The 24,993-nt window shown below is 61.4% G+C and carries 18 protein-coding genes; 9 read left to right on the top strand and 9 right to left on the bottom strand.

All coding sequences use genetic code 11. The features are described 5' to 3' along the window. Nucleotides 1-7: 7 nt before the first annotated feature. The gene (mmgD, locus tag ASH01S_RS12610) at nucleotides 8-1,123 is read right to left on the bottom strand and encodes a citrate synthase (RefSeq protein ID WP_067928762.1); all 1,116 of its coding nucleotides are present in this window, start codon (nucleotides 1,121-1,123) and stop codon (nucleotides 8-10) included. A 199-nt stretch (nucleotides 1,124-1,322) separates the two neighbouring features. On the opposite strand from mmgD, the gene ASH01S_RS12605 reads away from it, so the two are divergent. Further along, nucleotides 1,323-2,054, top strand: coding sequence for a pseudouridine synthase (locus ASH01S_RS12605; protein WP_067928760.1), 732 nt, complete (start codon nucleotides 1,323-1,325; stop codon nucleotides 2,052-2,054). A gap of 14 nt (nucleotides 2,055-2,068) precedes the next feature. Here the strand turns inward: ASH01S_RS12605 and ASH01S_RS12600 are convergent, their stop codons facing one another. The 5 genes from ASH01S_RS12600 to ASH01S_RS19520 form a co-directional block, all read right to left on the bottom strand. Next, nucleotides 2,069-5,863, bottom strand: coding sequence for an AAA family ATPase (locus ASH01S_RS12600; RefSeq protein ID WP_067928758.1), 3,795 nt, complete (start codon nucleotides 5,861-5,863; stop codon nucleotides 2,069-2,071). Further along, nucleotides 5,850-7,127, bottom strand: a complete 1,278-nt coding sequence (locus ASH01S_RS12595) for an exonuclease SbcCD subunit D (protein WP_067928756.1) — start codon at nucleotides 7,125-7,127, stop codon at nucleotides 5,850-5,852. Before ASH01S_RS12595 ends, ASH01S_RS12600 begins: the two co-directional genes overlap by 14 nt. Nucleotides 7,128-7,246: 119 nt before the next feature. Then, nucleotides 7,247-8,461: an acyl-CoA dehydrogenase family protein gene (locus tag ASH01S_RS12590; RefSeq protein ID WP_067928786.1), complete on the bottom strand. Its 1,215-nt coding sequence runs from the start codon at nucleotides 8,459-8,461 to the stop codon at nucleotides 7,247-7,249. Nucleotides 8,462-8,467: 6 nt separating this feature from the next. Further along, nucleotides 8,468-10,738: a putative bifunctional diguanylate cyclase/phosphodiesterase gene (locus ASH01S_RS12585; protein ID WP_067928754.1), complete on the bottom strand. Its 2,271-nt coding sequence runs from the start codon at nucleotides 10,736-10,738 to the stop codon at nucleotides 8,468-8,470. 53 nt (nucleotides 10,739-10,791) lie between these two features. Continuing rightward, the gene (locus ASH01S_RS19520) at nucleotides 10,792-10,917 is read right to left on the bottom strand and encodes a hypothetical protein (protein WP_281178222.1); all 126 of its coding nucleotides are present in this window, start codon (nucleotides 10,915-10,917) and stop codon (nucleotides 10,792-10,794) included. Between the two features lie 243 nt (nucleotides 10,918-11,160). On the opposite strand from ASH01S_RS19520, the gene ASH01S_RS12580 reads away from it, so the two are divergent. From ASH01S_RS12580 to ASH01S_RS12555, 6 genes are all read left to right on the top strand, one after another. Continuing rightward, nucleotides 11,161-11,928 carry a TSUP family transporter gene (locus tag ASH01S_RS12580; protein WP_067928784.1) on the top strand — a complete coding sequence of 256 codons (768 nt, stop codon included), beginning with the start codon at nucleotides 11,161-11,163 and terminating at the stop codon, nucleotides 11,926-11,928. Between the two features lie 263 nt (nucleotides 11,929-12,191). Further along, nucleotides 12,192-13,643, top strand: coding sequence for an aldehyde dehydrogenase family protein (locus ASH01S_RS12575; RefSeq protein WP_067928782.1), 1,452 nt, complete (start codon nucleotides 12,192-12,194; stop codon nucleotides 13,641-13,643). Nucleotides 13,644-13,734: 91 nt separating this feature from the next. Further along, nucleotides 13,735-15,138 (top strand): sigma-54 interaction domain-containing protein, encoded by a 1,404-nt coding sequence (locus ASH01S_RS12570; RefSeq protein ID WP_067928752.1) that lies wholly within the window; start codon nucleotides 13,735-13,737, stop codon nucleotides 15,136-15,138. 335 nt (nucleotides 15,139-15,473) lie between these two features. Then, complete coding sequence (speB, locus tag ASH01S_RS12565; RefSeq protein WP_067928751.1) at nucleotides 15,474-16,457, top strand: agmatinase; 984 nt, start codon at nucleotides 15,474-15,476, stop codon at nucleotides 16,455-16,457. 84 nt (nucleotides 16,458-16,541) lie between these two features. Continuing rightward, nucleotides 16,542-17,915: a purine-cytosine permease family protein gene (locus tag ASH01S_RS12560; RefSeq protein ID WP_067928749.1), complete on the top strand. Its 1,374-nt coding sequence runs from the start codon at nucleotides 16,542-16,544 to the stop codon at nucleotides 17,913-17,915. Nucleotides 17,916-17,920: 5 nt separating this feature from the next. Continuing rightward, nucleotides 17,921-18,583, top strand: coding sequence for a cyclase family protein (locus tag ASH01S_RS12555; RefSeq protein ID WP_083517129.1), 663 nt, complete (start codon nucleotides 17,921-17,923; stop codon nucleotides 18,581-18,583). A 222-nt stretch (nucleotides 18,584-18,805) separates the two neighbouring features. Here the strand turns inward: ASH01S_RS12555 and alr are convergent, their stop codons facing one another. From alr to ASH01S_RS12540, 3 genes are read right to left on the bottom strand one after another with little or no spacing between them, the layout of a single operon-like run. Next, nucleotides 18,806-19,951 carry an alanine racemase gene (gene alr, locus ASH01S_RS12550; RefSeq protein ID WP_067928747.1) on the bottom strand — a complete coding sequence of 382 codons (1,146 nt, stop codon included), beginning with the start codon at nucleotides 19,949-19,951 and terminating at the stop codon, nucleotides 18,806-18,808. Nucleotides 19,952-19,979: 28 nt separating this feature from the next. Continuing rightward, nucleotides 19,980-21,095, bottom strand: coding sequence for an alanine dehydrogenase (gene ald, locus ASH01S_RS12545; protein ID WP_083517121.1), 1,116 nt, complete (start codon nucleotides 21,093-21,095; stop codon nucleotides 19,980-19,982). Nucleotides 21,096-21,108: 13 nt separating this feature from the next. Next, nucleotides 21,109-22,167, bottom strand: coding sequence for a dipeptidase (locus ASH01S_RS12540; protein ID WP_067928743.1), 1,059 nt, complete (start codon nucleotides 22,165-22,167; stop codon nucleotides 21,109-21,111). Nucleotides 22,168-22,417: 250 nt separating this feature from the next. Here ASH01S_RS12540 and ASH01S_RS12535 point away from each other — a divergent pair, with 250 nt between their 5' ends. Beyond that, nucleotides 22,418-23,794 (top strand): APC family permease, encoded by a 1,377-nt coding sequence (locus ASH01S_RS12535; RefSeq protein ID WP_245629059.1) that lies wholly within the window; start codon nucleotides 22,418-22,420, stop codon nucleotides 23,792-23,794. Nucleotides 23,795-24,006: 212 nt separating this feature from the next. Next, a complete protein-coding gene (locus ASH01S_RS18000) occupies nucleotides 24,007-24,558 on the top strand; it encodes a cupin domain-containing protein (protein WP_083517120.1) in 552 nt (183 codons plus the stop codon). Nucleotides 24,559-24,993 lie beyond the last annotated feature (435 nt).

Genomic DNA, 24,993 nt, shown 5'->3' with positions numbered 1-24,993 from the left:
ACGTCGATTATGGACGCAGGCCCCGTGGGCCGGTGTAGCGCACCCGCGGACGAAACAGCCGGTTATGGTCATGCTGCTCCATCACGTGGGCCACCAGTCCCGCCGTTCTGGCCGCAAAAAAGACCGGTGTGTACAGAGGAATGGGAATGCCCAACAGGTAGTAGACAGGCGCCGCGTAGTAGTCCAGATTGGGATAGAGCCCTTTCTCCTGGTACATCACCGCTTCGCCGCGTTCGCACATCTCCAGCAGTTCCCTGTGTCCGCTTTCATAAACCAGTTTCTTCAGCGCCTCTTTCATCAGCAGGGCCCGCGGATCCGGACGTCTCATGTAGACGCGGTGGCCAAAGCCCATGATCCGCTCCTTCTGCGCCAGCCTCCTTTTCATCTCCTGCTCCAATTGGTCGGCCGTCTGCACCTGTTCCAGCATGTGCATCACGGCCTCGTTGGCCCCGCCGTGCAGGCTGCCCTTCAGCGAGGCGACCGCTCCAGTCAGGGCGCCGTAGATGTCAGACTGCGTCGAGGCGATGACGCGGGCGGCGAAGGTGGAATTGGGCATCTCGTGTTCGCTGTAGACGATCAGTGATTGATCAAAGACGGCCTCTTCCACTGGCGTGGGCCGCTTGCCTGTGATCATGTACAGCAGGTTGGCGGAAAAGGAGAGATCCGGTGCGGGCGCGACGGGCGTCTCTCCCTGCAGGATGTGATAGCCGTTCGCCACCAGATGAGGCATGCGCGCCAGGATGCGCGCGCCTTTTTCCCGATTGGCCTGGGCCGAGCGGTCGTCGAGCAGCGGATCATATCCGGCCAGTGCGGACAGGCCCGTGCGCAGAGCATCCATGGGATGGGTCCGCGGCGGCAGGGCATGGAAGACATCCAACACCCCGTCGGGCAGGTTCAGGTTCTCAGCCAAGGTTTGCTCCAGTTGCTTCCGTTCTTCCTCCGTGGGAAGGTGGCGATTCCAGAGCAACAAGACCACGTCCAAGTACCGTTTCGTCTTGGCCAACTCAATCAAATCGTAGCCCCGCACGACAATCTGTTCGTGTTCCACGTCAAGGTAGGAAATCTCGGTCTCTGTGGCGATGACCCCTTCCAAACCCGGATGATAGGCTTCGCTGACCGCCATACGATACACGCCCTCTCTCATGTTATGATAGGAGGCCCCACTCGCTCTTACCTATTATTCTATATCGGGATTGTTTGCTCTCAAACGATGTTTTTGAAAATTATGCCGGGTATGCCGGGTCAAGGTTGCCATTGGGCTCTGCGGGAAACGCGTGTACACTGGAGGGCAGAAGATTCATCCAGCGGAGGGACGCCAAGAGATGGACAAGCTGCGCATCGACAGGATGTTGGCGCATATGCGCGTGGCCACGCGCAAACAGGTGAAGAAGATGATCCGTGAGGAACGGATCTTTGTCAACGGCTTGCCGGCGCGCGATCCGGGCATGTACGTGCATCCCGAGGCCGACACGGTGGAAGTGGACGGACAGATCATTCCATTTCGAATGCATCTGTACCTGATGATGAACAAGCCGCAAGGGGTGCTGTCGGCGACGAAGGATTCGGCGCAGCGGACAGTGCTGGACCTGATTGAACCCGAGCTGCGCGCGTTCGCTCCCTTTCCGGTCGGGCGCCTGGACAAGGACACGGAAGGCTTGTTGCTCTTGACCACCGACGGCAAACTGGCACACCGGCTGATCTCGCCCAACCACCATGTGCCCAAGCGCTACTTTGTCCGGGTGGCGGGGGAGGTGACCGAAGCGGACGCACGGGCGTTCGCCGCCGGGGTGGTGTTGGACGACGGCTACAAGACCTTGCCGGGTGAACTCGCCATCCTGCGCCAAGGCGCCGCATCGGAGGTCGAGCTGACGATTTTTGAAGGGAAGTTCCACCAGGTCAAACGGATGTTTGCCGCCGTCGGGAAGCAGGTGGTTTATCTCAAGCGGGTGGCCATGGGCCCGCTGGAACTTGATGCGTCCCTGGCCCCGGGGGCGTACCGGGAACTGTCTCCCGCCGAGCTGGACCTGCTTCAGTCCACCGGCAGCCCGGGCTAGGCGTCCCCGGACGCCTACGCCAACTCCAGCCGCACGCGGCTGCCGCGTCCCGCCGGCTCGGCCGGCTGCACTATCAGGCGCCGCGGCATGCGCGCCCGCAGCTCTGGAACGTGGCTGATGACGCCAATCGTCAGTTGCTCCAGGCGCAGCCGCTCCAGCGTCGACATCACCACGTCCAGCCGCTCCGCATCCAAGGTGCCAAACCCCTCATCGAGGAAGAAAAACTCCAGCGGGTGGCGGCCGCGCAGTTGAATCTGGGTCGAGAGCGAGAGCGCCAGCGCCAGCGAAGTCAGGAACGTCTCGCCGCCGGAGAGCGAAGTGACTGGGCGGCGGACGCCGCCGTTGTAATCGTCGCGCATGACAAACCGGCCGTCGGCCGCCACCTCGAGCGCGTAGCGGCCGCGGGTCAACTGATGCAGCCTGTCCGACGCCATGCGCGCCACAAGCTCCAGCTGCTCCTGAGCGACAAACTCGACAAACCTGTTGCCGCTGAACAGCTGCCGCAGCGTCTGCAGGTTGTCCAGCTCCGCCTGCAGGGCGCGGCGCTGTTCCTCCAACCGTATCCACTCCGCGTGGCGTCGTTCCACATCACGCGCCACTTCCTCCGCGCGGCCGAGTTCGCGGGTGGCCGCGCTCAACGCCTCCTCCGCCTGTCGGTGCGCCTGGTCGATCTCCTCCCAAGCGGCATCGTCGACAAACCGACCAGCCAGTGCCTCGAGCAGCCGCCTTCGCTCCTCCGCCAGGCGGCGCCCCTCGTCCTCGTAAGCCTGCAGCTGCACCCTGGCCTCGGATTGCTCCGTATCGGTGAAGCGAGCGTCGGCCACATCCCCGATGGACGCAAATCCGGCGTCTGCCAGGGCCGCGTCCACCGCGGCCGCGGCCGTCTCCAGCCGCGACGCAGCCGCCTCCACCCGCGTCCGCCAAGCCGTGCGCTCGTTATCCAGCCGCCGCAACTGCTCGCTGGCCGCCGCCAGTTCCGCCTCCGCCTGCTCTACTGCGGCCGTCAGTCTGTCGGCCTGCGCCGCCAGCTCGGCCAACGCCTCGGCAATCGGCTGACCACCCGTTTCCTTCTCGAGTACGGCGGCCAGGTCGTCCGCTTTGGCGCTCCAATCCTGCATCTGCCACTCGACGCGCCGCCGCTCTTCCGCCAGGCTCTGCAGCTCTGCGCTGAGCGCCTCCAGTTTGGGCTGCACCTCTTGCTGCACTTGCCGCGCCGCCGCCAGTTGCTGATTGGCCGCCTCCATTTGCCGATCCCGCTCCTCCACGTCACTCACGGCCTTGGCCAGCCACGTCCCGGCGGATGAAGCCCAACCGAGGTCAGCCTTGTCCTGGTCCGCAAGCTCCGAGTCGGGCCAACCGGCGGCCTGCAGGGACCCGCGCCATTGCCGCCACGCCTCATGCAGCGCAGCGCTGGACTCCGCCGCCTCCGCCCGCGCCCGCTTCCACTCCAGCTCGGCTGAGGACAGCACCGTCTCCGCTCGCGCCAACCTCTCCTGAAGCTGGCGTCGCGTCTCCTCTTGCTGGGCAACCCGCGCTTCCCCGTCCGCCTGGCGCTGGCGCCAGTCCTCGAGACTCTGGGACAACTCCTGCAGACGCTGGTGCTCCGACTTGAGAAAGGCGGCAAACGCCTGGCACGCCGACGTATCCAGGTACACCGGCTGAAGCCCGTCGCCACGCCCGAGAGACCCGTCGTCCGCCTCCGTCCCGGCGCCCCCCGCGCCGCAGTCGCCGGCTGCCTGGACCTCCGCCCGTCCGCCCCGCGCCGGATACTCCCATTCCGGCCAGGCCGCCATCACCTGTTCATACACGCCCGCCAGTTCGGCCGCCTCCGCCCGGGCCGCCTGTTGGCCACTCTCGTACTGCGACGCCGCCACCGCCAACGCCTGTTGATCCGCCCGTATGCGCGCCTGCGCCCGGTTCAGCTCGTCCTGGGCCGCCTGCAGCGCGGCCGCGGTCCCGTCCATGGCGGCCAAACCGGCCGCATGGGCGGCACCGGCCTCCACAGCCAGCCGCGGATGGTGCACACTGCCGCAGACCGGACACGGATCGCCATCCTGCAACCCTTCCGCCAGACGCTGGGCCATGGCCAGTCGGTCGGCCCACACGGCCTCCGCCTGCAGGCGCTGCGCCTCCTGCTGGCGCGCCAAGGCCTGTTCCCACGCGCGTTCGGCCTCACTGAGGCGCTCCTGGGCCTTGGCGCAGGCCGCTTTCGCCTGCTCGGACCGCTGCATCCACTCTCGCCAGCGCGCCAATCCGTTGCGCCAGGCCTCCCACAAAGGGCGACCGGACGCCGCGAGCCGCGTCTGCCGCCGCCGCAGCTCCTCCTCGTCCAACGGCGGCACCGCCAACGCCTCCAACTGGGCCCGCGCTTCCCGCCACGCCCGCTCCACCCGCTCGTGCTCAGCGCGCAGGTCGGTGAGCTGAACCGCGGCCGCGTCCTTCGCCTCTTCCCGCTGGCGAACCCGCTGCTCGGCACGCTGCGCCTGCTCCGCCGCCTGCCGGTATTTGCCCTCGTCCTCTTTGGCCGTCTGCAGGGCCTGGCGAAACGGAATGGGAACGCGGCTGGCGGCCAGCTGTGCCTCGGCATCGGCAGCCTGATGCTCCGCTTCCTGCAGCTGCTGGCGCAGTTGCCGCTCCGCCGCCGTCTTGTCCGCCCACGCCCTGTCCATCGCCCGGCGTCTTTCGTCCAGTTCCGCCAGGCGTTGGCGCAAATCCAGCAGTTCCCGCTCGCTCTCCTGCAGGGCGCTCAGCCGGTGTCGGCGCTCGGCCAGGACAGGTTGCTGCTCCGCCAGCGTTTGTCGGGCCGCTTCATATTGGCTGCGCACCGCCTGTTCCCGGGCATGGGCGGTATCCCAGGCCGTCTCCGCGGCCGCCAGCTGCGAACGCGCGGCCCCCGCCTCCAGCGCCGCCGCTTGCTGCGCCTCCACCACCGGCCACACCGTCTCGGCCGCCGCAGCGCGGGCCAGACGCCCTGCCAGCTGTTGCATCGATTCCGCCCGGCGCTGGTGTGCGGCTAGCCCCATCTCGACCTGAGCCAGATCCGCCTGCACCGCGCGCAGCCGGCGCGCTTCATCGTACTCGGCGGACAGCTTGTCCAGCTGCTGCCGGCAGGCAGCCTCCGCCAGGGCGGCCTGCGCCTCTGCCTCCCGCGCTGCCGCCAGGGCTTCTGGCGAGGCGTCGCCCAGACCCTGCTGGCGGTTGACCACGGCCTCGTACTGCAGCCGCCGCTCATCCCAGCGCTCCCGCAGCCGCTGCATCAGTCCGTCGCCGTACCGCTCCAGCGCAAACAGGCGCTGCAGCATGCGGTTGCTGTCGGCGCCGCGCAGGTTGAGAAACTCGGCAAACCGCCCCTGGGGCAGCACCACCGCCCGCGTGAAGTCGTCCAGCTCCAAGCCGAGGATGTCCTTAACGCGAGCCGTCACCTCCGAGTCCCGGTCCGCCAGGACCACCTCGTCCCCGCCCATCACCTGGACCAAGCGGCTGCGCACGTTCTGCACGGCCACCTCGTCGCGCCGTCGGTACGTCCGCTCCACCCGGTAGCGGCGCCGGTCCTGCGCGCGGCCAATGGCAAACTCGAACGCCACCGCCAGCCGGTCCTCGGCGTGGTTGAGGATGCCGCGCGTATTGTGATCCGCCCGCGTCACACTGCCGAACAAGGCCAACGTCATGGCGTCCAGGATGGAGGACTTGCCGCTGCCGGTGGGGCCGAAGATGCCGAACACCCCGTCTTGGGCCAACTCGGCGAACGGGATGACCTGCTCCTCGCGAAAGCTGTGCAGGCCGCGGATGCGCAGTTCAATCGGCTTCACGGGCAACAACCTCCTCGTCGGCTATATCGGCGGGTCCGTCCGAGACCGCGTCGGCCCCCTCGGCGGCCAGTTCCAAAAACAGGCGCACCAGCCCATCGTCCGGCGCCACACCGCGCTGCTTCTCAAAGAAGCGAATAAAGATTTGCTCTATCGACAGGTTGGCCAGCTCCTCGCTTTGCCGCAGCTCGCCGCTGCCCACAAAAACCGGGCGGATGCTGACAAAACCCGGGTGCAGCTGGCGCAGATTCTGCGCGTCCTGGATGGACAGGGCTTCGGTCAGGTGAATTTCGAGGTCAATCCAGGCGTTCGCGTCGCGCCCTTCCTCCACCCAGCGCACCGCTTCGGGAAGCCCGCCCCGCGCCACCCAGCGCACCAACGGCCGGCCGGCGGACAGGTGAATCTCGCGTACAGCGGCCGGCCGAGCCGGTTCCACATCCGCCAGCACCACCGACTTGGCGTATCCAACTTCGGAAAAGCTGTACGCCAGGGGCGATCCGGAGTAGCGCGCCGGCACTGGCGTTCCCTGCACAATCTGCGGCCGATGCAGGTGCCCTAGGGCGACGTACTGGGCCGCCGTCGGGAAGGCGTCCGGGGCGACGGCGTAGGTGCCGCCGACCTGAATCGGGATCTCCGACTCCGACTCGATGCCACCCTGCACGAACAGGTGGCTCATCGCCAGGTTGACCGTGTCCGCCCGGTAGTGGGCGGCCAGCTCGGCAAACAGGCGGGCGACGCGTTCACTGTAGCTTTGCTGCAGGTCCTCTTCGTCCAGGCTCCGGGTCAAGAGCTCGCGCAGCCGCGCCTCCGACGGATACGGCAGGGCCGCGATGACGGCGGTGTGCGGACAATCGGGCACGGCCACCTCCAGCCATGACGGGCCGGCGGCCAGGCGGCGCACTCCGCCGGCCAGGGGTGGACTCGGCGGCAGTTCGTCGTGCGGGCGGCCGATGAGCGTGATGCCGAGCCTATCCGCCAGCGGTTTGGGCGCGGCGATGCGCTCCGGGTTGTCGTGATTGCCGGCTATCACCACCACCGCCCGCCGCCCTCCGTCCGCCAGCCGGTCCAGCGCCTCATAGAACAGTTCCTCCGCCTCCGCGCTCGGATTGACTGTCTGGAACACGTCCCCCGCCACCAGCACCAGCTGCACACTTTCTTCCTCGCAGATGCGCACCAGTTCGTCCACAAACTGCGCCTGCTCCGCCAACCGCTCCCGGCCCTCCAGCGTTTTGCCAAAGTGCCAGTCGGCCGTATGCAAGACCCGCATCGGACTCCTCCTCGTTCACCCGCGTGCACTTGCGGGAAAGGCCGCGATCGACATCCGAGGCCCGTCCCAGCCTCCGCGTCTGTGCGTACATAGGTTCCGATTCTCTGATTCTACTTCTTCTACTTCAACGGCGCACCGCCAGGTTCCTCCCCCTCCCACTTCGGCAGCGGACGCGAAAGCGGTTTATCCCGGCGGTAACCCAGAACGTAGTCCGCCTGCATGAGGGTGTGGATTTCCCGCGTGCCTTCGTAGATGACGAGCGCCTTGGCGTTGCGCAGGAAGCGCTCCACCGGGTATTCGTTCGAGTAGCCATACGCGCCGTGAATTTGCACGGCGTCGCAGGCGCTGGCGAAGGCGGTGTCGGCGGCCACCCACTTGGCGAGCGAGGTCTCGCGCGTGTTGCGCAGCCCTTGATTTTTCAGCCAGCCGGCCCGATACACCAATAGCCGCGAGCTCTGGTAGCCGGCCTCCATCTTGGCAATCATCTGTTTGACCAGTTGGTGCTGGCCGATTTCGACGCCAAACGTCCTGCGCGTCTTGGCGTAGGCAACCGAGGCGTCCAGGCAGGCCCGCGTCAACCCGACGGCACCGGCGGCCACGCTGAAACGCCCGTTGTCCAGCGCTGACATGGCAATTTTGAAGCCCTCACCCTCTTCTCCCAGCCGATTGGCCAGGGGCACCCGCACGTTCTCCAGCACCACCTCTCCGGTGTCGCCCCCATGAATGCCCAGCTTCCCCCGAATCGGGCGCGTGCTCACGCCCGGGAAGCCGCGCTCGACCAGGAACGCCGTGATCCCTTTATGGCCGAGCTCTGGTTGTAAATTAGCAAAAATCAGGAAATTATCCGCATAGTCGGCCATAGAAATCCACACTTTCGATCCGTTCAGTACATAGGCATCCCCGTCCCGCCGGGCGCGGGTCCTGATGGCGCCCGCGTCCGACCCGGCATCTGGTTCCGTGAGGCCGAAGGCGGCGAGCTTTTTCCCCTGCGCCTGCGGCACCAGGTACTTTTGCTTTTGTTCCTCGGTCCCCCACTGCAGGATGGTCAAACTGTTGAGAGCGGTGTGCACGGAGACGGCGGTACGGTAGGCGGTATCGCCGTACTCCAGTTCCTCGCACACGATAGCCAGGGCGTTGTAGTCCATGCCGGCGCCCCCGTACCGCTCCGGGATGCAGACGCCCATCAGGCCGAGGTCGGCGAGCTTGCGGATGACCCCCATCTCAAAATGATGGTCTTCATCCCACTTCTGGATGTGAGGCAAGATTTCGGTCGCGGTGAAACGGCGCACCATCTGCGCCAGTTCCACCTGCTCGCGACTCAGGGAAAAATCCAGCACGTGTCACCCCTCCTCGTTTGTGGATCCGAACTCTGCCGAGTTACTCCTCGTGGATTCCGGCCCCTCGGCCTCCAACGCGGTCGATTCCTGTGCGAACGGTGGCACAGTGGGTGGCGCCGCAGCCGCCGTTTCCCACGCCGCAGGTGGAGAGAGCGGTGGAACGGACGGATCGGCCGCCAGGCGCTGGGAGTAAAACCACTCGAATTTCTCTCCCGGCTGGGGCTCCAAAAACAGATACCCCTGGGCCTCGTCGCAGCCGCACTGGCGCAGGCGCTGCAGCTGTTCCTCGCGCTCCACGCCTTCGGCGACCACCCGCATGCCGAGCGCATGGGCCATCTGGATGATGCCGGAGACAATATGAGCAGCCCTGGGATTGTCATCAAGGCCTTGGATGAACGACTGGTCCACCTTGAGTTCGTCGGCGCGGATGTGCGCCAGGTACTTCAGGGACGAGTAGCCAACGCCGAAGTCGTCCACGGAGACGGCAACGCCCAGGGACGCGACCTGCTCAATCACGTTGGCGACGTGCTCCAAACGATTGACGAAAGCCGACTCGGTGATCTCCAGTTCCAGACACCTGGGATTCAGCCCAGTGTCATTGAGAACCCGCTTGAGTACCGCCAGAAAGCCGGGGTGCTCTAGCTGCACCATGGATACGTTGACCGATACCCGGATGGCCGGCAGGCCCTGTTCCTGCCACGCCCGGCTTTGGCGGCAAGCCGCCTCCAGCACCCAGTTGCCAATGTCCCAGATGAGGCCCGACTGTTCCGCGACGGGAATGAACCCGTCTGGAGACACCAGCCCGTGCACGGGCGAGTGCCAACGGATGAGGGCCTCGACGCCCGACAGCCGTCCGCTCGCCATGTCGATCTTCGGTTGATAATAGAGGCGAAACTCCTCGCGTCGCAGCGCTTCGACCAACGCGTCGTACAGGATGGGGCTGTCCTTCGCCCCGGTGGCCAGCTGCGGCGAATAGAGGACGCAGCGCTGCCCGCCACTCTCCTTGGCGAAATACATCGCCACGTCCGCATGGCGCAGGAGAGCCTGCGCGTGATCGCCGTGATCCGGATAGATGGAGGCGCCGATGCTGCAGTGCAGGGTCAACCGATCCTCGCTGCCGAGCCACAGGGGGGACCGGAATCGGTCGAGGATGGCCCGCGCCAACTCTATCACGTCGCGATCCTCGTTTACACTTGTAGCCAGAACCGTGAACTCGTCGCCGCCCATGCGGTACACCCGCACGTTCTCGGATGCGCACTGCTTCAGCAACGCCCCGATGCGCCCCAGCACCTTGTCGCCAAACTGGTGGCCGAAGGTGTCGTTCACGTCCTTGAACCCGTCAAAGTCGACAAACAACACGCCGAACTTGCCGCCGTTCACCGCCGCCTGTTGAATGGCTTGGCCCAGGTCCTCATGGAACTGACTCTGGTTGGGCAGCGAGGTCAACGGGTCCGTGTACGCCATCTCCTGCAATCGTCGTTGATGCTCTTTGCGCTCGGTGATGTCCATCGCGATGCCGTCGACAACCGCGGGCAGGTATTTGTCGTTACTGCGCGGGTACAAGGTCACCTCCAGCCAGCGTTCCTGGCCGTCCTTGCGCAGCACTCGGTATTCCAACTTGACTGATCCGTCCGGGGGCAGTTTGTCTGGCACCAAGGCCCGATCCTCGGGGTGAATCACCTTGCGCCACAGATCACCATCGGCCATAAACTCCTGTTCCGTATACCCGTACAGTGGCTCGGTTCCAGTGCCGAAAATTTGCCGATTATGGACCACATCGTGCGAGAAGATGGCGATATTGGCGAGGGACACCACCCTTTCGATGGTCGCATGTGCCTGCTCCAAGTCTCGATACAGCTGCGTGCTCTCGCAGTTGTCAGAAGTGAACACGGCCACCCCGGTGACAGCGCCCGCCTCTACAATGGGGCAAACCCAAACCAGCGTGGGGATAATCTCGCCGTTGCGCCGCTGTTGCTTCACCACCCGCCCGTCCACGCGGCCTCGCTGCAGCACATGTTGAAACAGTTCCACGGCATGGGCCCATTCGTTCTCTGGGATGGTGGGAATGCGCCGGCCCAGAACCTCGTCCCGCGCCCAGCCGAATAGGCGCTCGGCGGAGCGTGGCCAGAGCAACACAAGGCCCTTCGTGTCCAAGCAGTACAGGGCCCCCGGCGCGTGGTCGGCCAACCATATGGAAAACCTACGCCGGTCGATCTGCTTATGAGCCCCGTCAGGACGGTGTGCATCGGCGGAGTATGCATCCGCTGCTGCCATGAGACTTCCTTCCCCCTCTTTCCTAGCATGGCTCCTGCATTCGCCCGCGTGGACTAACGGGGCTCCGGCACAGAATCGACCTGCGGATGCGATGCGGCCCGGTTCCCACGCGTCGTGGCGATGACAAACAACATGCTGAGAACCACCAGCACCAGGTAGTCCGCGCCCTCCCTGGTCACTGTCCAGGCTGCCTGACGTACCCAGATCTACACAACTTATTGTATACCTGCGGGCAGGCTGCGGAAAGCGGTCCAACCGGGGGACAGGAAGGTTATGGATCGAGAGGCACGTCTGCCCGGATGGATGGGGCTTGGCAAACATCCCGATTGAGGCAGGAGGCCAGTGGGCGGTATCATGGGGAGGTGGCGGCTCATCGGCGCGCCTGTCAGCGCGCGCAAGACTGCAGCAAGGGAGACCTTGGCGTGGATCACCTGCATTTGACGCTCGGACTGATTTCGTTCCTGTTTCTCTCTGGTTTTGTAGCTGCCTTCATCGATTCGACGGTGGGTGGCGGCGGATTGGTCACTCTGCCTTCCCTGCTGCTGGCCGGGTTGCCGCCGGCGCTGGCACTTGGGACCAATAAGCTGGCCGGCACGATGTCCTCCCTGACCAGCACGCTCAACTACCTGAAAAGTGGGAAAGTCGACTTTCGCTTGACCCGCTGGTTGTTCCCATTGTCGGTTGCCGGCTCCATCCTCGGTGCGGACCTGGCTCGCCACCTGCCCTCCGAGTTCCTCAAACCGCTGGTCGTCGTGTTGCTGGTGGCAGTCACCGTCTACACCATCTGGAAGAAGGACTTCGGCCTGCGCGAAACCCGCCGCACGTTGACCGCCAAGCTTGTCGTCGCGTTGGCCGGGCTGGCCCTTGCGATTGGCTTCTACGACGGCTTTTTCGGCCCCGGCACCGGGTCTTTCCTTATCTTTCTGTTTGTCTTTCTCGGCTGCGACTACGTGGCGGCGTCGGGCAACGCGAAAGTGCTCAACTTCGGCAGCAACATCGGCGCTTTGGCCACGTTTGCCTGGCTGCGCGCCGTTGATTGGCGTATTGGGCTCATCATGGGCGTCGGCATGGTACTGGGGGCTGTGGCCGGATCGCAGGTGGCCATTCGTAAAGGCGCGGCCTACGTGCGCCCCATCTTCATCCTGGTGACGGTGATACTGATAGGTAAGCAGGTCTGGAACTGGTTGTGAAGGCAAAGATGGAAGTCTGACGTGGCCCGACTCGGTGCCGGGCCTATCCATATCCGCGCCGTTCCCCCACCCTTGTCTCCCGGCCACCCCTCATGCCGCTGATGCCGCTCCCGGCCGCCATTGGCATAGTTCTTGCTTTCACATTCCCTCGTCCGACTTATTTTGCATCCAGAAAGGTGTGGGGTGTGATGTCCAATTTGACGGAAGCGGCAGCGCGCCAGGAGGCAGACCTGTTGCCGCACGACACAGACGGTGTCCTCTTCATGTACATCGATGGACGGTTTGTCCCGGCCACAGCCGGGCGTACGCGCACCTTGATCAATCCGGCCACTGGCGAGGCGATTGTCCGCGTGGCGGAGGGCGGACCCGAAGACGCCGAACGGGCCATTGATGCCGCTCGGCGCGCGTTTGACGACGGTCTGTGGGCCGACTCACCAGCCCGGGAACGGGCGCTCCTCCTGCTGCGTCTGGCCGACGCGCTGGAAGCGAACGCCGACACCTTCGTTCGCTTGGAGACCTTGAACAACGGCAAGCCGCTGCGCGAGGCGAGATTGGATGTCGAGGATGCGGTGCACTGTTTTCGTTATTACGCGGGGCTGGCGCTGCAACCGCAGGGCCAGGTGCTGACCGTCCCCGGCCCCACAGAGACCTACACCCGGCGCGATCCGGTCGGGGTTTGCGCCCAAATTGTCCCGTGGAACTTTCCGCTGCTCACGGCGGCCTGGAAGCTGGCCCCCGCCTTGGCTGCCGGCAACACGTGTGTGCTGAAGCCGTCAGAGTTAACACCTCTGACCGCTCTGCGCCTGGCCCAACTCATGGATGAAGTGGGCTTCCCGCAAGGCGTCGTCAACATCGTGCTGGGGACCGGCCAGGCGGTCGGCCAGGTGTTGGCAGAGAGTGCACGGGTGGACATGGTTGCATTCACTGGCGGCACGGCCACCGGGCGCAAGGTCATGCAGGCCGCGAGCGGCAACCTGAAAAAACTGGCCCTGGAGCTGGGCGGCAAGTCGGCCAACATCGTATTCGCGGACGCCGACTTGGAGGTGGCGGTGGACCACGCCCTGCTCGGTATCTTCTTCGGCAGCGGCCAGGTGTGCGCCGCCGGATCGCGCCTGTTGGTGGAGGCCTCCATCTATGACCGGTTTGTGGACGAGCTGGTCCGGCGCGCGAGGCGCATTCGGGTGGGCGACGGGTTTGACGCGGAGACGGAGATGGGTCCCCTGATCTCCCCACAACACCTGGAGCGGGTCGTCGGCTACGTGGAAGCAGGCCGACGGGAAGGGGCCACCCTCGCGTGCGGCGGGAACCGGCCGTCGCACCTGCAGCGGGGCAATTTCCTGAACCCCACAGTCTTTCTCGACGTGCGCCCGGACATGCGGATCGTACAGGAAGAAATTTTCGGTCCCGTTTTGGTGGTTGAGCGGTTTGCGGGCGAGGAAGAAGCGGTGCGCATGGCGAATGATAGTGTGTACGGTTTGGCCGCGGGGGTGTTTACCGGCGATGTCGCCAAGGCGCACCGCGTCGTGCGACGGCTGCGGGCCGGCATCACCTGGGTGAACACCTACCACCCTGCCTATGTCGAAGCCCCGTGGGGCGGATATAAGCAATCGGGCATCGGTCGTGAACTGGGCATCCATGGATTGGAGGAATACACGGAGGTCAAGCAGGTGAGCATCCAGCTCCATCCGGAACCGTCTGGGTTTTACCGCGGCTGAACGTTCACCTCCACACTTTGGCCCCGACGGCCCCCAGACCCCGATGGAGAACAGACTCAGGCACAACGCGCCAAGGACGAGGGGGCTCGTGATGGCAGAGATCGACATCACCGAGGAACTGAAACGGATTCTCGACTTCGTCTACGAGGATGTGCTCATCGCCGACGGCAGCGGTCGTGTCCTGTTTGTCTCGAAACTGTTTGAGCACCGCTACGGCGTGTCCTTGGAGGAGATTGCCGGGCTGTCGGTGGTGGAGTTGGAACAGCGCGGTGTGTTCAATCCGTCCATCACCCGGCGCGTGCTGGAGACCCGCGCGCGCCAGAGCGTGGTGCAAAAGACGCTGGACGGGCACCGCGTCCTGGTGTCCGGTGTGCCCATTTTTGACGAGCAGGGTGAACTGATTCGCATCGTTTCCTACTCCTACGACGTGACGGAACTGCTGGAACTGCGCGAGCACATGCTGGAACTGGAAACGGAAATGGACCGCGTCAAGTCGGAGCTGGAACGCCTGCGTGAACAAAACGCCCGCGTCGAAGGCGTGATAGCCACCAGTCCGGCGATGCGCCGCACGGTGGACACGGCGCTGCGCGTGGCCGCCCACGACGTGCCCGTGCTGATGCTGGGCGAATCGGGCGTCGGCAAGGGCGTGCTGGCAAAGCTGATGCACTCGAAAAGCCCGCGCAACAAGGGACCGTTCATCAGCATCAACTGCGCCGCCATCCCGGAGGCGCTGCTGGAATCGGAGCTATTCGGCTACGAGCAGGGAGCGTTTACCGGCGCCAAGCGCAGCGGCAAACCGGGGCTGATTGAACTCGCCGACCAAGGCACCCTGTTTCTTGACGAGGTCGGCGAGCTGCCTTTGGCCATGCAGGCGAAGCTGCTGACCGTCATCCAAGAGCACCGGTTTTTCCGCGTTGGCGGCCAGAAAGAGCTGTTCTCCGACTTCCGCTTGATTGCGGCCACCAACCAGGACCTGGAGCGGATGGTGGCAGAGGGTCGGTTTCGCAAAGACCTCTATTTCCGCCTGAACATCGTCCCACTCGTCATTCCCCCGCTGCGCGAGCGTCGGGACGATATCATCCCCCTGGCCCGCCACTTCGCCGCTGAGATGTGCCGCCGCCACGGTGTGCAGCGGACGCTGTCCAGCGCAGTCCTGCAGCGGTTCCACGCGTACGATTGGCCTGGCAACGTACGTGAGCTGGAGAACATGGTGGAGCGGCTCATCGTGCTGGCGGAGAGCAAGGTTGTCACGGAGGCCGATCTACCTTCGCACCTCCTGGGCACCGAGGCGACCCCTGTGCTGCCCCCGGTTGGATCCGTGTCTTTGCCCGCGCTGCTTGACGCTTACGAACGCCGCATCCTGGAGGAGGCGCGCAAGCGCGCCCGAAGCACCATGCAGTTGGCCAAGCTGCTCGGCATCAGCCAACCGACGGTTGTACGAAAGCTGCGAAAACACTTCGGCAACGCGGCGTCCCGTTCCGGCCAGAGTGACTGAACCCACCACTGCGCGATCGACCTATACACATGTGAATCAGATGATTCACTTCTGTATAGGCGACCGTATACAGGCAGACGTACCCGTGGAATTCCCCGTCACCAGCGGCGCACCGGAATATGCGGCCGGTCACGGACGACACCGGCAACCCATGCCCCTGTCCGCGTTATTCACATTTGCATCACCCAGGCGCCTCTTTTGTTATATTTTCTAACATAAGTCGTTTGGTGAATTCGCTTTCCTGTGCCCATTTTTCGATTGTGGCATGATTCTTGCTTCTTTTTTTCATACAGGGATGCAGCTATTCTCCCAAACGCACCGAAGGAGGCACACCGATGAGCAAGTTTCAACCAAGAGATTCCTTCCAATCGCCACGCTTCTGCGGCGTACGCACGTTCATGCGGCTCCCGTACGTGGAGCAGCTCAGCGACGGGATTGACTTCGCAGTGGTCGGGGCGCCGTTTGACACCGGCCAGTCGTTCCGCACCGGCGCCCGCTTCGGCCCGGAGGCCATTCGCGACTTTTCCGTCCTGCTGCGCCCCTACAACGTGGAGCAGCAGATTGACATCTTCGCCCATATCTCCGGCATTGACCACGGGGACCTGACGGTCATCCCCGGCTACATCCAGGAGACGTACGAGCGGATGGTGGAAGGCCTGATGCCGTTGGTCGAACGGGGCATCGTCCCGATTGTGCTGGGCGGCGACCACTCCATCACCCTGGCGGAATTGCGCGCCGTGGCGCGGCGCTATGGGCCGGTGGGACTGGTGCACTTCGACTCGCACTCGGACACGTGGGACGCCTATTTCGAGCAGAAGTACAACCATGGGACCACCTTCCGGCGCGCCGTGGAGGAAGGCCTGCTAGACGTAGGGCGCGCGATTCAGGTGGGCATGCGCGGACCGCTGTATGCCCCCGATGATTTGGACGCGGCCCGCGCCCTGGGCCTGGCCGTGTACACCACGAGCGACCTGCGCCGGCTGGGCATCGCCAAGATGCTCGAGACCATCCGCGAGCGCGTGGGAGATGGCCCCACCTTCCTGTCGTTTGACATTGACTTTCTCGATCCGGTCTACGCCCCAGGCACGGGGACGCCGGAAGTCGGTGGCGTCACCAGCAGTGAAGCCCTGCAGCTGGTGCGCGGGCTGACCGGCATCCGGTTTGTCGGATTCGACCTGGTCGAGGTCCTGCCCGCGTTTGATCACGGTCAGGTGACGGCGGCGGCCGCGGCCAACATCGTCTATGAATTCATCACCTTGCTCGCCCTGCAAGCCAAGACGCAGAAGGAGACCTCGGCAAGTTCGGCGACGGCCCGCTAAAGAGCGTCCCATGCGGGGGGAGCGCACGCTCCGCCCGTCCGCTTGGCGGCGCCGACCGCAGCAGAGAAAAAGGGGGTTTCATAGATGGCAGAATCTTTTGCGTCGATGACCCATCTTGGTCAGGATTCGGTCCGGCCCGTTCCCGAATCCGAGCGCACGATGCGCTGGTTTTCCACGTTCAGCCTGTGGGTGGGCGCGAACGTGGTGGTTACCACCGTGTTCACCGGTATGCTGCTCGTCCCGGACCTGAAGTTCGGCACCGCCATCCTGATCATCGTATTGGGGTCCCTGGTCGGCGGGATTCCCCTCGTCCTCACCGGCAACATCGGCACCCGCACCGGATTGCCGACCATGATTTTGACGCGCGGATCGTTCGGACACAGGGGGGCCGCCCTGCCGTCGGCGGTCAACACCCTCTCCCTCATCGGATGGAGCTGGGTACAGGCGTATATGGGCGGCCTCAGCCTGGACCACGCGGTGCAGTACTTGACCGGCTACAGCAACATCGATTTGTTTGTCATTCTGACCGAGGCTTTGGTCGTCCTTATCACCATTTACGGCCACCGGGGAATTGAGAGAACGGAGAACGTGGTGGCCACTATGATGCTCATCCTGTCGGTCCTGGTGTTCGGGTACATGTTCACCCACTTCCACATCTCCAAACTGCTGGCCATGCCGCAGACGCCGAAATCGGGCACCACCGTGATGGTCGCGTTCGACATCGTTGTGGCGACCGCCTTTTCCTGGGTCACGTCCTCCTGTGACTACAACCGCAACTGTGTGTCGCAAAAGGTCAGCCTGTGGGGAACATGGATTGGCTACACCGTCGCCACCCTGGTGGCGATGGGACTGGGCGCCGCCGTGTCGGGCTTCTCGCTGATGGGCCACCAAGCGCAAACGTACGATCCGACCGATCTCATCGGCTCCATCAACCCCACCCTCGGCTTTGTCGCCGGCGTGGTCATCTTCTTCTCGGTACTCTCGACCAACGTGATGGCCCTGTACAGCGCATCGATGTCCTATCTGGCCATCTTTCCCCGCCAGCGGTTTTTCCTGCCGACGCTGTTCATGGGCATCGTGTGTGTGATGGGGGCGCTCTTGAAAGGCTGGCTGCTGGACAACTTTGAAAACTTCCTGTTGATGATAGGCACGCTGTTCATCCCGGTGACGGCGGTGGTATTGGTCGACTACTATGTGCTCAAGCGAGGTGTCTACGACCCCGCGGAGATTATCGAAGGGAACCGCAGGCAGTACTGGTACAGCGGCGGTGTCAACGTGTTGTCCTACATCGCCTACATCGTCGGGGCTGCGTTTGCCTACTACTTTTCCTATATCCACACCCTGCCCACCGGGGCGACACTGCTCACGTTTATTCTCACTGCGCTCGTGTACTATGGACTCATGAAGACCGTGGGCAGCCAAGCGTCGGTGGAGCGGGCGCCCGCCCTGGAGGAGTGAAGGACGTGCTGTTTCCGAAGAAGATTGTCGACCTGTCGCTGGTCATCGACAACCACACGCCGATTTACCCAGGAGACCCGGAGCCGCGGCTGTCCGTCGCCACGACGATAGCCGGCGAAGGGTACAACCTGCACCATGTGCACATCGGATCGCAAACCGGCTCACACGTGGATGCGCCGTACCACTTTCTCGATTCGGGCCAGCGCATCGACGAGATGGACCTCAAGGCGTTTGTCGGGCCGGGGCTGCTCATCCCCGCACTCGGTAAATCGGAGCAGGAGCCCATCACGCTGGCGGACGTGGGCGACTATGTGGAGCAGGCGCAGGCTGGGCAAATCGTGCTCTTCCACACCGGCTGGTCGGCCTATGCCGGACAGGAGAAGTACTTTCGCCATCCCTACGTGCACATCGAGGTGATCCAGGCTCTGCTGGCCAAGGGTGTGCGGACGTTTTGCATCGATTGTATCAACATGGACATCACCGGCGGCAGCGAGTTCCCGGTGCACGACGCGGTAGCCGCTGTGTCGGGCGTGATCGCGGAAAACCTGACGAATTTTGCGGCGATAGACTTTCCCGATCCATTCATCTCCATTCTTCCGCTCAAGCTGGCCGGGTGCGATGGGGCGCCGGTGCGGGCGGTGGCGATGCAGTTGTTTGGACACGGTTGAACGCTCCTTGGCGAATCCCGACAGGAGGTCAAATTCCGCTTCGCGGTACTCCGCGGTTCTCCACCAGTGGATATCCGTTTGGCTGTCAAAGATAAGTTATAGGACTGCTTGGCCAACGATGGGTCTGTCGCCCATTCCCTCTCGGAACTTTCACCTATAGATTCGGGCCATGTCGGGTGTGTATGATAACGGGTGTGCCTTTTCTGGCACCACCCGTTGTCATTACTCACCACGCCAATAACAGCGTGGCACCCTGGGAGCGATGGCGCAGAGGAGCTCGTAAGGAATTGTGTTTGCGAGTTCAGCCAGTTCGATCAAGGTCAGGTTGTCATAGATGACCACTTCATCTCCTTCCTGCACGTCTGAGAGCGAAGTGACATCCACCAAGGTTTGGTCCATGCATACGCGACCGATGATGGGACACCGTTCACCGTGAATGCGGAAGTATCCTCGGTTCGAAAGAGAGCGCGGGAGTCCATCTCCGTATCCAATCGGGATAGTCGCCACGCGTGTCGTCCTGGTTGTCACGAACGTACCGCCGTAGCCGATGGCCGTCCCTGGTGGTACTTCCTTGAGCATACCAATCCGCGACATCAGACGAAGCGACTGAATCAACGTTACGGAATGATTTTTCAGGTTTTTGGAAGGATACACCCCATACAGGCTAATGCCGAGCCGGACCATATTGAAATAGCTGTCTGGCAGTTGCAGAATGCCTCCCGAGTTCGCCGCATGGAACAACAACGGACCCTCATTTGGAATGGCCTGCTTCAATAGCTCAAAGAATGCGCGGCTTTTTTTCAGTTGTTCTATGGAAAAAGAAAGATCACGTGCGTCCGACTGCGCCAGATGAGTAAATGCACCCGTCAGCCGAATATATGGGTGTCGCCCAATCAGCATCACGGCCTGCAGTAGCTCGTCCGCGTGACGCACACCAAGTCTGGCCATGCCTGTGTCAATCTTCAGATGAACGTCCAGGAGTGGGCCTTGAGCCGTTGTCATACTTGCAGCCAGCTGCTCAGCGTGGCTCACAGACACCACGGTAAGCGTGATCTGATGGCGGGCTGCAACGACCGCATAACGTGGGGAAACATGCCCGAGCACCAGAATCGGCACGTCTATACCGGATTGCCTCAGTTGCAGTGCCTCATCCAGCGTCGCAACGCCTAAGCAGCGGGCGCCCGCCTCCAGTGCGGCCTCAGCGACTTGACAAGCCCCGTGTCCATACGCATTTGCCTTGACGACCGCCATGATTTGAACGTCGGGTCCGACATGCTTTTGGACCGCCCGTACATTGTGGATAATTGCGTCGAGGTTTACGTCCGCCCACGTATCCCTGTAGTAGGTGCCCTGTAAACTCGTCGTCATCACCCTCAGTCTGACCTGGTGCCCTCTGTCAAGAAACGACAAATTCGTATTCGTGGTATGGCATATCCAGGGCCTCAGCCACCGTTTTGTGAGTCACTGCACCGCATGCGACATTCACCCCGCCCCGAAGCGCCGGGTTTTGCTGTGCAGCCTGCTCCCACCCGAGGTTTGCAATTTGCAGTGCAAATGGGAGAGTGGCGTTGGTCAGTGCGATGGTTGAGGTTCGAGCCACTGCACCCGGTATGTTGGCAACCGCGTAATGAATCACACCGAACTTTGTGTATACGGGATTCTCATGGGTCGTGATGTGGTCGATGGTCTCAACTGAACCGCCTTGGTCTATCGCAACATCTACAATAACGGAACCAGGTTTCATGGATTGCACCATCTCGGTGGTCACCAATTTCGGAGCCTTCGCGCCAGGTATCAGGACCGACCCAATGAGCAGGTCCGCCTCTGCGGTGCACGCAGCGAGGTCGTAGGGATTAGAAGCCATAGTCTGAACCCGATTCCCAAACAAATCGTCCAGAAATGCAAGGCGCTCAGCGCTCTTATCTAGAACCGTGACGCGCGCACCCATTCCCACAGCGATTTTCGCCGCATTCGTGCCGACTGTGCCCCCACCGACAATCACCACATAGGCCGCGCGTACGCCGGGGACACCACCGATAAGAATGCCAGGTCCCCCATAGTGGTTTTCGAGGAATTGGGCACCGATTTGCGGCGCCATTCTTCCGGCAATCTCGCTCATGGGCGCTAGTAGAGGCAGTGCACCACTTTGGGTTTGGACGGTTTCATACGCGATCGCGGTCGTCCTGGACTCCATCAGTTGTTTTGCGAGTTCCGGTTCTGCCGCAAGATGCAGATAGGTAAACAGCGTCAGACCTTCCCGGAAAAACGCGTATTCTGACGGCTGTGGCTCTTTCACCTTGACGACGAGATCCGCTTCTGTCCAGGCATCTTCGTGGGAGACCAGCCGTGCCCCCGCCGCTCGATATTCCTCGTCAGTGAAACCGCACCCCTGACCCGCACCCGCTTCGACAAGAACTTGGTGACCTTGCGCGACAAAACTCTTTACACCCGTCGGTGTTACGGCGACTCGGTTCTCATTGTGCTTGATTTCTTTTGGGATGCCAATCAACATGCGTATGTTCCTCCTACTGTACATTTGGCCGCGACATCACTCGTGCCGCGTTGCGGAAGGTGAGCATCGCGATCTCCTCGTCGTTAAATCCCCTCGCATATAACCGCTCAATCAGGCGAGGCACATCCTCCACGCGCGCCAGTCCATCGGTTCGTTCTGGAAACCCAAAGCTGTCCGGCAGATAATCCATGAAGTCAAAGCCCAATCCTACGTGCTCAATGCCAATCAGATTGGCTATATAGACAATGTGATCAATAAAACGGTCGACAGTCGCATGGTCTGCATCCACAAAGCGCGCATACGAATTGATACCCACCACTCCTTGCCGCTCGCCGATTCGGCGCAAGTGTGCGTCGGACAAATTGCGCGGATGATTGCACAATGCACGTGCATTGGAATGGGAAGCGATGACCACTCCCTCTGTAGCCTCAAGCACATCTGTCGTGGACGCTTCATCCAAATGCGACACATCGATCACGATATTCGATCGCTCACACGCTTGAACGACAGCACGGCCAAAGTCCGTCAACCCCTGTCTCGCATCTGGATCGTAGAATTGACCTGGGCCGCTTGCAAGTTCGTTCTGTCCTCCCCAGACGAGGATTGCGTGGCGAAGTCCCAGCGCTTTCAGAATGCCGAGCGACTGGGCGCATTGTTCATTCCGCAATTGGTCGAACTGCAGGCCGAGCGACGTGGGTCTCCACCCATCGTGAAAGACAGGCCATTGTTCAATGAACGTCATTCCTTCTACGCCCAACATCACCGCGAATTTTCCGGATGCGATGCAATCCAAAAGTTCATTCACATCCGTCACCAATTGCACGCACGCTGTGGATTCCGCGAGATCAGCGCGAAGTGCGCCGGCAATCTGCAGGATCCGCCTAGCAGCGTTAGCGCGGTAGGCAGGTTCTACCCAAAGCGCGAGGATAGCTGCCTTCACTCCATGATCCATCAGGCGCCTGGCATGCCGGTTCTGAAACACGGCGTGTTCACCGCTCGCCCGTCTCGCTACGATATCGGCGGGAATGTCCGAATGTAGATCGAAGATTGTCAACCCGGATGTGTTACACAACGAACTCCCCCCAATCTTTGTGCTCCCCGCCGAACATCAATGGGTCCCTTCCTGCTTCACGTGCATTATAAGATGGAGAATGGATGTTTTCAATATCCTAAATAACAAAAAATAAATTTACATGATATTAAACGACTAACGGTCCGACCTATCCGTTCGTACATTGACAAACAGGGATAAGTTAAGATAATGTACTCAATGGGTAAAAATTTTATTTTATTGAAATCTATTTGGAGAGGGAGGAGAGCGCGTGAAGGCTGAGGGATCTAAGACACATGGCGGTTTTAAACCGGTTATGGGACTGCGCCAGGTACTCGCAATTGCCATTGCTGCCATTTCCCCCACCACATCCGTATTTCTCGTTTATGGTGCTGGCTTGGATTCGGCAGGGACCGGTGTATTTTGGGCATTCATCATCGGGGCGTGCATCGCGATCTCTATGGCGTTTTGTTACGCGGAACTGGGGTCCATATACCCAGGTGCAGGGGGAGCCTATACAATCGTCCGGCGCGCGCTGGGAAAACCGCTCGGATTTGTTGCAGTTTTCTTGTTTTTGGTTCTGGGGGTTGTGGTGACGGCAAGTATTCTGGTGGCTTCTTCAACGTATCTGAATTCACTTGTACCCCAAATCCCCGTGAACTGGGCGGCCGTGGCCATGATGGCGATTGTCACGTGGTTCTCACTAGAACGTATCGGTACGGCCAGTTGGGTTGCCATGGTCATGCTGGTCATTGAGCTTGTCGTGATCCTGGTATTTATCGCTGTTTCCTTTTCAGGCGCCAGTCACCCCATCGGATTCATTCTTCATCCGACCATGGTGAATGGGCATGGTACCCTGACCGGAGTAGGGTTGACCTCCATGATGGCCGCAGTGGTGCCAGCATTGTTCGCGTTTAATGGCTACGATTGGCCGCTCTATTTTGCGGAAGAGACGGTAGAGCCACGTCGTAACCTACCACGGGCGGTCATGATTGCCGTGTTGACTTCCGTCGTAGTGGAAGTCCTGGCCGTTGTGGCTGCGACGCTCGCCATCCCGGACTTTGGCACCGCCATGAAGTCAAGTGCGCCACTCACCTATGTGGCGCAGTCTGTGGCGGGCCACGTGGGCGCGACCATACTAATCATCGGTGTCGTCATTGCCATGTTTGACACTGGATTAAGCGGCAATCTGGCGTACGCCCGCATCTATTTGGATTCGGCGCGTAATGATAGCTGGCCGGAACCTATCAACCGCTTCTTCTTAAGCATGAATCGACGCAATGTCCCGAAGTGGGGGTTTGTCTTCCTCGGTATAGGTAACGCGATCCTATGTTACTTCACATCGTTGAACAACCTCATCACGTTCACCGGTGTCATCATTGTGACCATCTATCTGCTGATTGCGATCTCCGCAATTGTCAGCCGCTTCAAAGCCCGATCGGAGCAACGGCCATTCCGGATGCCAATTTGGCCCCTCCCTCCCATCATCGCGATACTTGGCGTCGTCGTAGCCCTGACTCAACAATCGTCCGGCGACATCATAAAAACTGCGGTGATTGTGGTTGTGGCACTCCTGTACTGGCTTGCATATTTGAGACTGAAAGAACACGAAAAGGTAGTTGAAACCGGAACTGAAATGCAGCCATAGAATTTCGACAGTGCTGCATACGAATTGAAGGTAGGGGATTGAACGCATCCAAACCTTTGTATTGGGATTCGCGCACCGTGCATAACAAGTGACTATAGGATCCGCCGTCGTGTTTTGCACGGTGCACCTATTGTAAGTTATTCTATTGATTGAAAAGATGATAGAAAAGAGCGCCGCCGTATCGGTCAACGTCAGTTGGAGGAACGAGTCAAATGTCGGAATTTGACTATGCAAAATTGAGAGAGGTTCGGCAACAAAAGGGGTATACGATTAAGGAACTCGCTGACGCCTGCGGAGTGAGTACCAGCCTCATCAGCCAAGTTGAACGCGGAAGAGTAGTTCCAACACTTACCGTTTTTTGGAGGATATGCAACTATCTAAACATTCCTATGCACGATTTTTTTCAAAAGCAAGAGACCGACGAAAATCTGGTTGTACGTAAACATCAACGAAAAATCATCCATTTCCCGGACTCTCATGTACGTTATCACCTATTGAGTCCGAACATGCAAGGCCAAATCGAATTTCTTCTCGTCGAGATAGACCCCGGCAACGCTCATGACCCAGAAGGCCTTGTGATGCATGCTGGCGAGGAATGCGGCTATGTGCTGGAGGGAGAACTCATTGTTCGTCTCAACAACCGTGAAATCCATCTTTATGAGGGGGACAGTATTTCATTCCCTTCTTCCACCCCTCACCGGTTCGCGAATCCTGGATCTGTAACATGTCGGTCCATTTGGGCCATGACACCTCCAAGTTTTTGAAGAAAGGCCCTCCATTAGGGTGTCCCTGCATAGGGGCTGCTAAACGGGTTCTCTGGTAGGGTGGCGTTAGCTTCATGAGTGAGGTCGGGCACGTCTACTGAGAGACTTAGCCTATCCTCTCCAGCCGCACCTGTTTCACCCGCCCTGCCTGCGATGACCTCCCCAGCGGCGAACCGCTCAAGCGAATTTCGCGTTCCTTGAAGATAGGACGCTCATGCGGTTGTGAGATGCTGACAATCCGGTCGCCCAACAAGCCATGTGAATGGTTTACACGCAGGTATGGATTTGGAGAGACTTGTTCCTGTATGGAACCCCTCCGTTGCCTAACCTCTCAGCGTTCGATCACCTCCAGCAGGGCACGCACGCCCTTTTCGTATTGCTCTCGCAGCCGCTGATTCTCCTGTCGTAAGCGGACGATTTCATTTGCCTCGAAGA

Source organism: Alicyclobacillus shizuokensis NBRC 103103, from assembly GCF_001552255.1.
Taxonomy (GTDB): domain Bacteria; phylum Bacillota; class Bacilli; order Alicyclobacillales; family Alicyclobacillaceae; genus Alicyclobacillus_G; species Alicyclobacillus_G shizuokensis.
The sequence above is the reverse complement of the archived record's forward strand: the minus strand, read 5'-3'. Positions and strand labels throughout refer to the sequence as shown.

Coding starts and splice junctions, on each gene's coding strand:
- mmgD (WP_067928762.1), bottom strand. CDS start 1,123: ATGGCGGTCAGCGAAGCCTATCATCCGGGTTTGGAAGGGGTCATCGCC.
- ASH01S_RS12605 (WP_067928760.1), top strand. CDS start 1,323: ATGGACAAGCTGCGCATCGACAGGATGTTGGCGCATATGCGCGTGGCC.
- ASH01S_RS12595 (WP_067928756.1), bottom strand. CDS start 7,127: ATGCGGGTCTTGCATACGGCCGACTGGCACTTTGGCAAAACGCTGGAG.
- ASH01S_RS12585 (WP_067928754.1), bottom strand. CDS start 10,738: ATGGCAGCAGCGGATGCATACTCCGCCGATGCACACCGTCCTGACGGG.
- ASH01S_RS12575 (WP_067928782.1), top strand. CDS start 12,192: ATGTACATCGATGGACGGTTTGTCCCGGCCACAGCCGGGCGTACGCGC.
- ASH01S_RS12570 (WP_067928752.1), top strand. CDS start 13,735: ATGGCAGAGATCGACATCACCGAGGAACTGAAACGGATTCTCGACTTC.
- speB (WP_067928751.1), top strand. CDS start 15,474: ATGAGCAAGTTTCAACCAAGAGATTCCTTCCAATCGCCACGCTTCTGC.
- ASH01S_RS12560 (WP_067928749.1), top strand. CDS start 16,542: ATGGCAGAATCTTTTGCGTCGATGACCCATCTTGGTCAGGATTCGGTC.
- alr (WP_067928747.1), bottom strand. CDS start 19,951: ATGACGACGAGTTTACAGGGCACCTACTACAGGGATACGTGGGCGGAC.
- ald (WP_083517121.1), bottom strand. CDS start 21,095: ATGTTGATTGGCATCCCAAAAGAAATCAAGCACAATGAGAACCGAGTC.
- ASH01S_RS18000 (WP_083517120.1), top strand. CDS start 24,007: ATGTCGGAATTTGACTATGCAAAATTGAGAGAGGTTCGGCAACAAAAG.